An 11580-nucleotide genomic window follows, 5' to 3' on the forward strand; every position below is an offset into this window, starting at 1 on the left:
ATCAATATTCCCCTGCGCCTTAAGATAGGCATAAGTTCCACCATCACCATTGATACCGCCATATTTACCGGTAGCGCTGATATAAATATTTCCCTTGCCGCTATCAGTTCCATTAGCTACTACAGGGTTACGCAAATAGTATGCGTAGTAGCCATTAACGCTATTGTCTTTTGAAATTGCATTGATTGTGATATTGCCGGTATCAGAAATTAATCCGCACTGACTTGTTGCACAAGTGCCCGAAGCTTCGCCATAAATAGCGATTTGCGTACTTCCAAGCGCATTGATATTTAAATCGCCAAACGCACGAATCGTCGTCGAGGCATTACTCAAATAAATGCCGTGATAACCAATTGCATTAATGTTGACATTGCCGGCACTAGATTGAACCACCACAGAGCCGCCCTCGTAAACATCCAAGCCCTCTCTATTCGTTGCAGTTCCATTGCTATAGATATTTAAGTTGCCATTTGATAGTAGCTGGGCTCCACTTCTTAATATGGTTCCACCTACGGCTGAGATATCTAATGTGCTGCCGGTGGATTGAATCTTTGAGCTTGCCTCTAAAAACAAGCCTTCATTAGTGGAGGAGTTCGCCGTAATCGAAATTGCACCTGATGCCAAAATCTGGGTGCTGGTATTCAACCAGAGAGCAATCTCAGCCGTTGATGTTGTTGTAATAGTTAAGGCGCCATTGGTAGATCGAATCAAGCTACTTGGATCTAGTGTGATAGCCCTATTACTTGTAGCGTTAGCCGTAATTGTTAAATCGCCATACGACCGGATTGTGGCATTGGTTGTGTAAATATCATATGAGCCACCTGAGCCAGCAGTAATATTCATAGTGCCGCCTGTGGACTCTAGCAAGGCCCCGCTATAAAGATAAAGACCTATCTCGTTTGTAGGGAAAACAGTCGTTACGGACATATTGCCAACTGAAGTAACAGAGATATTGGTACTTATAAGCAACCTACCGCTATAAATGGTGAACGCACCAGCTGATGCAATATTGCTACTGATCGTCAATCGACCTGCATTACCCGCCTTACCAAGAGTAACTTGGCTCAAACTTGAAGCAAAGCTAACATTTGATAAGGTGACGTCACTGAATGAAGTTCCAAAAGGCTGGATGGTCAATGAGCCAGTGGTATTGATGGCTGAGCTAGCGCTGAATATAAAATTATTTGTAGTCAGCGAAATATTGCTGGTTGACGATGCAACGCTTGAAGTGACGCCGTTAACGGTTACCGCAGAATTACTACCCAGCTTAATAGAACCGCCGTTAGCAGTAAAACCTGAATCACCGCCAGAACCAGAATAATTGATTGGACCATTTGCAGACAAAATGTATGCTGTGCCACCAGCACCACTGAAAATCATCTGACCGCCAGACGCAGTTTGGTTATCAGCAACAAATTGAATGCCGCCTCCAGTCGCCGCTGTTGACTGAATAAGATAATTTCCGCTTCTTAAAGCAACAATTCCGGCCGTATACCCAGATCTTGCTGTTGAGCCGGTAATAGAGATTGCATTGGAGCTTGTGCTGGCTGATGTAATAACAAAATCAGCCGCGTCAATTCCATATACCCACTCAAATCCATGGCCAACATTACTTGCGCCAAAAATCGTAATGGTTCCAGCTCCAGAATCAATCTTGAACGTCTTTTGCGTGGTCATGCCAGGGTATGGAGTTACGCCGGATGTGTATCCGCGCATAATAATATCGCCGCCATTACTTAGCAGATTAATTGAGCTTCCGCTAATCGCGCTAGCTCCACCGATAGGTCCAAACTGAATACCGGCTTTATCGTTTGTTAAAGCGTTCCAGGCAAAGTTATCCGGAGTTCCATCTCCCGATATGCCGCCGTTTGCGCCATTATCAAGGCCACCGGCCAATACAATCTTGCCGCCATTTGAAGAAATCGTTACGCCAGACGCCAGGTAAATCCAACCACCAACTCCATTTCCGCCCTTCTGTTGCTGATCAGACCATAAAATTACATTGAGTGCTGCGTTAGTTGAGATGATATTCGCATAAATCGAGATTGAACTATCAGCCTTAAAAGTAAGTGTTCTCGCACCTGAGCCTGTGTAAGTGATAGCGTTGTAAATCGAAATATCTCCGCAAGTACTGCAGTCACCATAACTATCGTAGTAGGTTGAATACGTGCTGGTGCTGATCAAAATGTTAGAGCTTGCTAGATCGCTAGCTATACGACCGGCAGCTGTAGCATTGATTACGTAGTTATATGGATCCAGTAACCAGTTACCAGCGCTTCCATCAGCCGCTCTTGTATCAACAAAGATGTTGTCGGTATTAAGGGTGCCGGCAGATGTTTCTACATTACCGCCGCGTCCACTGATTGCACCACCTTTTGCATAGATTGAGCCGTGGGCTTCTGTGCGTGAGTTGTGATTTTGAACATCGCTCCACAAAACCACCTTACCGCCATCACCATTGATCAATGCACTCGCATCGATCACGGCGTTTTGCTTCATGGTGACTGTAGTGGCTTGATAAACGCCATTGCTACCTTGCCAATCGCCGCCAACGAGCACGGTTCCGCCGCCAGTATTACCTGTTACAGAGATATTTGAGTTGTTTTCTAGGGTGATGTCATTAGCGGTGATGAGAATATTGCCGCCTTGGGTTGCGCCGTTGGATTCGAGGACGCTAGAAATGCTGGTACTGCCATTATTTGCGGAAAGCAGAATGCTACCGCCGCGACCATTGCCGCCGTTAGTCTGAATTAATGAGTCAAAGAGGCTTAAATTCCCCGCACGAGAGAGGATTCGGATACTACCGCCGTCCGTTATACCGTTTGCGTATAAACCACTATTGACAAATATTAAATCTTGTGAAACATCAATAATTATGGTGCCTCCAGGGCCGTTCGAGCCATTAGTCTGGATGGTTGCTGTGCCGTCAAATTGGGCAGAATTTGCAGAAAGCGCAAAAGAGCCACCCGTTGTGCCGTTAGCACTGATCGCTCCTGAAAGGTGTACATCGCTAGTTGTTAGAGTGATTACTCCACCGGGGCCGTTGTTGCCGTTGGCTTGTAATAGTGAACCACTTTGTGCATTAAAGGCCTGCGCAGTGAGGTTGATGTAGCCCCCAGTAGTGCCATTAGCTTTGATTTCTGCAGTGCTATAGAGCGTGATGCTGTTGGCGGCACTCAAATAGACGACATTGGTCTGTGTATTGACACGATCCGCTACTGAATCATTCGCTGCAGTGGTTGAATACACCACATCTAGCGCAGTTGTTGCATTATTTTGCGCCGTTAAGAATGTAGGAATATCTTCTCTACGAATCACGTTACCGTTGTACGTAATCGTGTTGCTATTTGTATTTGTATTTGTATTGTTGCTTGTATTTGAATTGCTTGTAACGTTTAACCGACCAGAGACATACACTGCTTGCGCAAGCAATTGAATCGCAGCACCAAGTGGTGTTGATGCATTACTTACACCGTATGCATTGATCGTGCCATTCGCATAAACAGTTTGCGCTTGCACTGTTACTTGCGACGCGCTAATTGTTGTTCCAACATTTAAGAATGCAATTGAACTGTTGATGATGACGTTTAAGTTTTCACCAGAAATATTGGCATTGAGATTAAAGATTCCAGATGAATTTAATTTCAGCGTAGTGAGTGTGCCGCCCTGCTTCAAGATGTCTGCGCCACTAGCAATCGTTAAGCTGCCAGTACCGTTCTGAGTACAGCCACCAAGGCTTGGGCAAGCATTGCCATTGACTTCAATAGTAACGTTGTTGTTTGAGAGTGCAGCAGAAATTACATTCGCAGCACCAGAGTCAATAACTAAATCAATTGGATCCAAGAACCATAAACCAGACTTGCCGGTATTTTTATTTGTTGCGCTGGTATCAACAGTAAATAGCTTACCAAGAACAACACTACCTTTAGAGCTGGTTTCAATAAAGCCACCATTACCACCAAGTACTCCACCCACCGCTTTCAGAATTCCATTAACAGCAGTTTTCACTTCTGACCAAATCACAATATTTCCAGCATCACCACTTTGTATTGCAGAAGTATTCACCGTTGCATTCGCTTCCACTGTTACTGTTTTAGCCAATTGCTTGGTTTCACTAGCAACGGCAGAAACTTGTTTTGCAATGGCCTGGCGAGTCTCAACAGTTGAAGTTGATGTAAGTGGTGCAGCCGATTGAGCAATCGCCTGAACTGGCGCTTGGTTTGTGTTGGTGGCTTGAGTTCTTCCTAGGCCGACCTCAACATTACCGCCACCCGAGTTACCGGTGGCCGTAGTTTTAGAGTTTTGAGCCAAGGTAATGTTCTCACCCACGATATTGACTTGACCACCCTTTGAATTGACTCCCTTACCATTTGCAGCCACGATACCGGCCTGGGTTACATTAGCGGCGACCAACTCAATGACGCCGCCGTTATTAACCATGGAGGAAGCTGAAATGCGGCCAGAGTTCTTAATAACCGATCCCATAAGCTGGTTAGCAGATCCAGCAGCTACTACGATCAGGCCACCTTTAACCTCTACAACCCGCTTATTTTCGATGAGGGCGCCATAAGTGGCCTTATCCACATTGACCGAAATGAGCCGGTCACCCCGGAAATCGAGGGTAATTTGCTCTCCTGCTGCTAAAGCCACCCCATTATTGGGTCCTTTTCGGGCCAAAAGATAGCCTTCATTGCGGATTTCTGGGGCTAAGAGGGCGATGTATCCATTAGGGTCATTTACGCTGATTTTTCCCTCATTAACAACGGCGCCTTTTCCATTGCCGCGATAGGTGGATTTGCCGTCCATGAAATCTTTATTGGCGATATCCATCGTTGTCGCAACTACTGCAGCCGCATTAATGTCGGCGCCCTTACCAAAGGTCACCCCATTCGGATTGACTAGTACAACTTGGCCATTTGCACGTACCGCACCATCGATCATCGATGCGCTCGCTCCAGTTACACGATTCAGAGTAACAGCTTGCGCATTTGGTTGATTGAAATTGACCTGAGCGTTTTTTCCAACGTTAAAGCCATCCCAATTCACAACAGCACGCTGTGAAGTTTGGTTGATATTCATCGTTGCTGAAGTGGCAGTTTGTGTCTGAGAAATTGTGGCATTTCCAGCGACGACATTTCCACCAGTTGGGAGTGCATTTACTGCAGTCTGCGCGACTACAAAATTGCATTGGCTAAGAACCAAAAATCCAGCAAAGATTTGCGATTTTTTGACGACAAAAATCCCCTTCGTTTTTGCAAACGAAAATGCAAACTGCTTAAGAATTTTTGTGGCTCTTTTTTTCAAAAAAATTACGTTTTATTTTTTCGCACTGTTACTACATTTATTGCGGCGAAATTATTGCTAAAAATTTATCTCTCTTGCTTTTATTTTTCCCCCTGAAGCCCTTTGTTTATATGACTTCGGGTCAAGTAGTATGCCCAAAAGTTAGCCCTAAAGCCAACCTTCTTTTATGTTCATTTTTGGTGCATTTTGACCCCTGTAAATTCAAGGGTTTAGAGAAACCCAATTACATTGAAGTGAATTAATAGGGGTTATTGACTTATGTAATTAGTAACATTTTGTGGAATTTTGCCCTCACTAGCGGGGGCAAAAACAGGCTCAAAATTTGCTCAAATTGAGCATTTTTCGAGCCTATTTTTTTCATTTTTAGATGGTAAATCTTTGCCAAAATCTGGTCTTTTTTATGCGCATTTTGAAGGTCGCTTTACCACTATTTCATTTGCGGTATTTGATCTGCAAATGCGCTATTTTCTGACGTCATGATTCCGGCATTTTTAGGGGCTAATGTTGGCGCTTTTTGACCTCAAAATCTGAGTTCATTTTTATTGGAAATCGCCGTTTTTTGACAACTCAAATATGGCAATATTTTTCAATTTTTTCACCCTTAAAATACGCTCGTTTTTGGTGCAATTTTGAGATGAATTTTTCCATGCTAACAGCACTTTTTTGACCTTCATTCTAGGCGCCCATTCTTCAACTCTTCTTTGTATTTTTCGATCGATTGATCGTTAAAAATGTTTGTGATTTAACCGATTTATAAGTTCATGTATTACTTTAAGTGACTGTAAATATCGCACTCTACATTTCATTTTTTACATGAACTATGCATTGCATCGCATTGCAATGTGGTTTGTTGAACGATGTAATAGGAAGTTATTTCGCTTGCAGATTCTGAAATGCGATTGCGAGACCTCGCTAATTAAAGCGCTGGAAACTTTAAATAGAGATATCTTTTAAAGGTGCTTTTGGAGCACTTTCTGGCGCCTGTTTTTGCTCTCTAAATTTGCTTTTTGCAGCCTCCAAAAGAGCTCTTTCGATGGCCGGTTTTGCCCCCACCAAACTGAAGCGATTTACTGCAAAAGCACCTGATTGCAGGGCGACGGCAAACCCAATCATTTCCCCCGCCTGGGTGGCCCTTAAAACTGCCTCAAAAGGGTCGAGAATCTGGAATAAGTTACCCCCAATCTGGGTACATTCCATGCTTAGGGCGGTAGAAACCGTCTGGCTATTCATCAAAACCGAGTATTTAGTACCCGGATCGCATTTCAGGCTCTGATGGAGGTAAAAAAGGCACTTTTCACCGGAACAGAAGACTCCAAAGGAGGATTTGGAGTCATTCGCTGTATAAGCCTCATTGGTTTGGCCATTAAGGTCTGCAACCCAGTTTTGAGAGGCTAGCCTCTCAGCATAAGCTGAAATAGACAGCATGAGCAGGCAAGCAAGCGCCAGGACTTTAATTAGCCTCATTGGACGATCCTAGCACTAGCTCTTAGAGTTTTAACTGCCTCGGCCAGGTATTGCTGAACAATCGCCTGCCTGAGCTGTGGTTTGGCCTCCTCAAAACTAGGAACCTTGAATGCGCGTTTGTCATCTAGCCTCAAAATTACCCATCCTGCCGGAGTCTGAATTGGCATAGTTGTAATGGCGCCCTTTGCCATGCTTGGCAACACGTTAGCCACAGCGGGTATCACCTGCCCCGGCATCACCCAGCCCAGCGCACCGCCTTGAGCTTTAGAACCCTGATCAATGGAGTACTCTTGAGCCAACTTGCCAAAGAGCTCACCTTTTTGTACGCGGCGAATCAAGTCAACCGCATCAGTCTCCGTGGAAACCACAATCTGACTCACTCGATATTGATTGCTATTGCCACCATCGCCCATCAGTTTGCGCTGACGATCGTATTCCTCACGTTGCCTTGCGTCAGTGATTGGGTTTTTCTTAAAGTGATCTTCTAAATAAGCCTGCAGGAGTAAGTTTTGCTTCAGTTGCGTGATCTGATCCGGGAAATCAATTTCTTTCGCAAGTCCCTGCTTAGTTGCCTCTTGAGCAATAAGCTCTTTATTTATTAAATCTTCTTTGATTGCTTGGCGAAGCTCTGGCGTATCGCGCTGACCTTGCGAAACTAGCGCGCGAATGTTGAGGTTGAGTAAACCTTGAGTGATTGCGGTGCCATTGACGGTTGCTACAAACTCATAATCTGGTTTAACATCTTTGGCATCCGGCCTTGTTTGGGCTAGAGGTGCATTGAGATGACCCAAGCCAACCAATGCGATAAATGTAGCTGGTAAAAAGCATTTCATTTGCATCAGTAAGCCTATCTTAAAAGATCAATTCATTAGAGTTAAAACTGGTAGCTGCCTGTAATCCAGCCACGTGGATCGGTAGTTGTACCGTCAGTATTAACTGCTTGGCCAGACTGGCTATAGAGCGGATTACTGCCAACCTTCCAGGCAACCATGGCACCTAAATTCCAGCCCTCCCATTCCCACTTCAGACCCATACCGGCACCCATTAAGGAGTACGTATTATTGGCATTGGTTTGACCCTGCCAATTGGTATAAGGATTTTTATATTGTTGCACTACGCCTGCATCAAAAAAGATGCTAGCCATGATGCGCTCTGGAAACTGTTGACGCAACTCGATGGTGCCAATACCGCCCTGTGAACCACCGCCCTGAGCAACTGGATATGCACGAATAGCATAGGGACCACCCATATAGATCTGCTCTGCTGAGTTCAAATTCACGGAAGCTAACTGACCACTAATAGATACGTATGCTGTGGTTGCACCATCCTCTGATAACTGTTGCGTGCGATTACCTGCAAAAGTAAACTTAGTAAAACTTTGTGGGGTGTACTGCCCATAACCTTGGGTACTAGTATTTGAAATATTCAGGCTACCTAATACGATATTTGCTGAGCCGGCACTGACGCCACCACCACCAAAGGCATCATAATGATTGCCCGACAAACCCAAAGACGCATTGTTAATGGTGTATGCGCTAATGGTTGATAAACTCAACATATTGTTATTGGTGTAGCTCTTCACATCGTAGTTTGCCGTGACGTTGACATTACTACCCTGCTGACGAATTAATGGGTAAGCTGCACTCACACCACCCGTCCAAGCGTCACCGTAGCCACCACCAGCACTAGTCGCATAGTTGCTAACGTTTTTATAGTTCAGGACAGTTCCTGAAATACCTAAACGCAAGCCATCCTTTGATCCCGGCAATGAATAGGCTCCCTGCACATACTGCGAACCCTCGGAATAGATGCCATTGATTGATGCTGAATCACCAATACCAGTTGGGTTAATTGCACTTAATGCAATCACGCCCTGATTGGCTCCAGTAGATCGGCTACCGTAGTTATTAACCTCTACCTTGCCTTGGTACCACTGCGGCTGAGTCAGCTGCAATCGCAAAGCGGTTTCACCATCCTTCTGACCAGGCTCCAACTGACTAGAAACCATAACGCCAGGTGTTTCATTAAGGATAATCAGAGCACGCTCAATCGCCCTGGTATTGAGTGGCTCACCAATCGGATTCGCATAAGTAATATATTCAGCTGCAGTCTCTTTGCTGAAACGCGTCTCTCCACTAGGCGTATCAACAAATACACTACTGAGCTTTGCCTCTGTTACCAAAATCTTCACAACGCCATTCGAAATTTTTTGTGGGGGCAATATAGCCTGCACTGTGTACCCATTTTTGCGATAGAGCTCAACCACAGCATCACAGGCTTTTTGCAAATCATCAAAATTGACTGGGCGACCAATCCAAGACTTTAAAATAGCTTGAACTGAATCTGCCGGAAGAATGCTGACACCCTCTAAAACAAAAGACTTCACCTCAAAACGAACCTCGCTTTGAGATGACTCGCTTGGGCGTAACTGCTCTCTTGGACCCGGCTCAGGCAAAGCTAAGGGAGATGGACTAGGCAACTGCTTTTCTAGACCCTGCTGCAATGCACCGGCATCTACTTGCCCGTAAACCTGTCCAGCAGAAAACATGCATATTGCCGCAAGAGCGAATAAGGATTTGTGAAATTGAATCGATGGAGTGCTGTATTTCAAGATAAATAACCCAATAAGGAAACAAAATCAAGCTAAGTGCCTGATAATTAATGCATAAATTATATTACCAATAAGGGGAATTCCCATTAGCCCTATGGCGCATATGATGGGAGGGTAAATGGCAATTTATCTCTGAAGAGGCAGTCTGACCCTGAATATAGCGCCTTGACTAGCTGAATCCTCGTGCCATATAGCGCCGTCATATCTAGTAATTATGTGCTTGCACAGCCACAGCCCTAAGCCCATGCCTGACTGCTTGGTAGTGTTGAGTAACTCAAATAGATTTTGCTTAAACTGGGCCGGCACTCCCGCCCCACTATCTGTAATGCTGAAATTAACCAAGTCTCTATCCGCAAATGCTTCAATCTGGATGACACCATCAGACATAGCCGAGCTTGTTATGGATTGAATCGCATTGTTAAGCAAATTTAAAATCACTTGCTCAATTTCGCTGGCGCTCACCTTGATGATGAGGCCAGATTCCACCCTTAACTGAATTTGAATCTGTTTAGCCTTCAGCTCTGGCTTAACAATATCCAAGACCTTGGCGATCAAATCTCCCAAGTCATACTCTTGTGTCTGCAAGTCAGCCTCAGTAAAGATGGACCTCAAGGATTTCACAATCGTTGCCGCTCTATTGTTATCAAACTCAAGTGCATCTAAAACCTCTTTACCGATATCCGCGCTAAGTAAGCCTTGCTCTAACTTCATTCTCAAAAATTGAATATTGAGATTGGAGGCTCCTGATGGTTGATTGAGTTCATGAGCAATTGAAGCTGAGAGTGCGCCAGTAGCTGCAGTCTTATTGGCTTTCAATAGATTAGCAATTAAAGACTCGCGCTCTAAAAGCAAGTCGCGAACACGTATGTTGTCCTCTATGTTTTTGGCGTTTTCATTGCTTAAGGTTTCAGCCCAGAACCCTAAAATAGAAACATAGGATAAGATGGTAAAGGAGACTCCGAACCACCTTACTAAGGTGCTTACGAAGGGTTCTTCATACAAATTAATATTGCCCACTGTGGTTGCCGAAAGAACCATCCATAGACGAATTAATCCAAGCACCAACTCAGCAAAGGTGGTGAGCATTAAAAAATCAAGTTGGATATGACGGCTTTTTTTACGGGCAATGAATAACTCAATCAAGATCCACACAAGACAGGCTATTAGTACACAAACTACAAATAGAACCCTAGCTTGAAATGTGCCGTGCTGTCGCAAATATTCAAATACAAAAGCAAAGAAAATAAAAAGGGCTGGTGATACCCGGATCAATCTCTTGGTCGATCCAGCATTAATTGATCGGCTAAATAATGCGAGAAAAAAGTATGCTGCGAAGAAAAACGTATTTGCGAGCGTCAGGAGGAACGGTGAAATAGTGGAGGCTGATGCAAAGCATAAGAACGCAATAATATTGAACCCAAGGGCAATCAACCAAAGGTTATTGAAGTTACTTAGCCTGCTCTTGCGAAAGTAAGGGATAGAGGAAATAAACAAGCCACTGAGCAAGAGTGAAAAAACTAGAAAGAGGGCTTCGTTTGCATATTTCATGGATACAGATGCTACTACTATTTAATCAGCAGCTTACGCAAACCCATTAATAGCCTTGGTGACTATAGACTCAACTCGCTGTGCGAACCAAGCCTTGCGAGACTGAGAGTTTCTGGATCTGGCTTTGCATATATCAACACTAAATCAGGTTTAATGTGGCAATCTCTAAAATCTTTCCACTGCCCTACTAAGCTGTGATCAAAATATCGTTCTGGAAGCTCTTGATCTACAACGAGTAGATCTATCACTTCAATCAATGCAGACTCTAGGGCTGTCTTATGCCTCCCTCTTGTCTCTCTCTTGTAGTCCTTCTTGAATTGAGTAGTTCTTTCAATCCTCCGCATTCAAATCTTTCAGCAACTCCTTTGCTGAACCAAAGGACATCAACTGACGCTCGCGGGCTTGGCGCATAGCTGAAATTGTCTTTGCGTTTGGAATTAGCGGCTCAAATGGCAAAGACTTTTCAGTCGCGATCCTGACCAACATCATCCGCAATGCATCAGATACGGTCAATCCCATTGCTTCAAGGACAAGGCTGGCCTCATTTTTAATATCCGCATCTATGCGCGCGCGAACAACTGCATTTGCTGCCATTTTTAACCTCCAGCTATGATTTTTTCTAATGTCATTTTTGTAGCTACATTGTAGCTACA

General features: G+C 44.4%; 7 protein-coding genes. All 7 read right to left on the bottom strand.

Annotated features, from left to right (window positions below; translation table 11 throughout):
- A partial coding sequence (locus ICN14_RS09940) for a filamentous hemagglutinin N-terminal domain-containing protein (RefSeq protein ID WP_216226321.1) occupies positions 1 to 5304 on the bottom strand: 5304 nt, incomplete at its 3' end.
- Between the two features lie 933 nt (positions 5305 to 6237).
- Entirely contained in the window at positions 6238 to 6768 is a 531-nt protein-coding gene (locus ICN14_RS09945; RefSeq protein ID WP_216226322.1) for a hypothetical protein, read from the bottom strand.
- Entirely contained in the window at positions 6765 to 7601 is an 837-nt protein-coding gene (locus ICN14_RS09950) for a peptidylprolyl isomerase (RefSeq protein ID WP_216226323.1), read from the bottom strand. The genes ICN14_RS09945 and ICN14_RS09950 overlap by 4 nt, the downstream gene beginning before the upstream one ends.
- Positions 7602 to 7642: 41 nt before the next feature.
- Positions 7643 to 9316, bottom strand: coding sequence for a ShlB/FhaC/HecB family hemolysin secretion/activation protein (locus tag ICN14_RS09955; RefSeq protein WP_216226324.1), 1674 nt, complete (start codon positions 9314 to 9316; stop codon positions 7643 to 7645).
- 189 nt (positions 9317 to 9505) lie between these two features.
- A complete protein-coding gene (locus ICN14_RS09960; RefSeq protein ID WP_216226325.1) occupies positions 9506 to 10531 on the bottom strand; it encodes a HAMP domain-containing sensor histidine kinase in 1026 nt (341 codons plus the stop codon).
- A gap of 458 nt (positions 10532 to 10989) precedes the next feature.
- Entirely contained in the window at positions 10990 to 11271 is a 282-nt protein-coding gene (locus ICN14_RS09965; RefSeq protein ID WP_216226326.1) for a type II toxin-antitoxin system YafQ family toxin, read from the bottom strand.
- Entirely contained in the window at positions 11258 to 11521 is a 264-nt protein-coding gene (locus ICN14_RS09970; RefSeq protein WP_216226327.1) for a type II toxin-antitoxin system RelB/DinJ family antitoxin, read from the bottom strand. Before ICN14_RS09970 ends, ICN14_RS09965 begins: the two co-directional genes overlap by 14 nt.
- Between the last annotated feature and the right edge of the window lie 59 nt (positions 11522 to 11580).

The sequence above is a fragment of the Polynucleobacter sp. MG-27-Goln-C1 genome, assembly GCF_018881905.1.
Classification (GTDB): Bacteria; Pseudomonadota; Gammaproteobacteria; order Burkholderiales; family Burkholderiaceae; genus Polynucleobacter.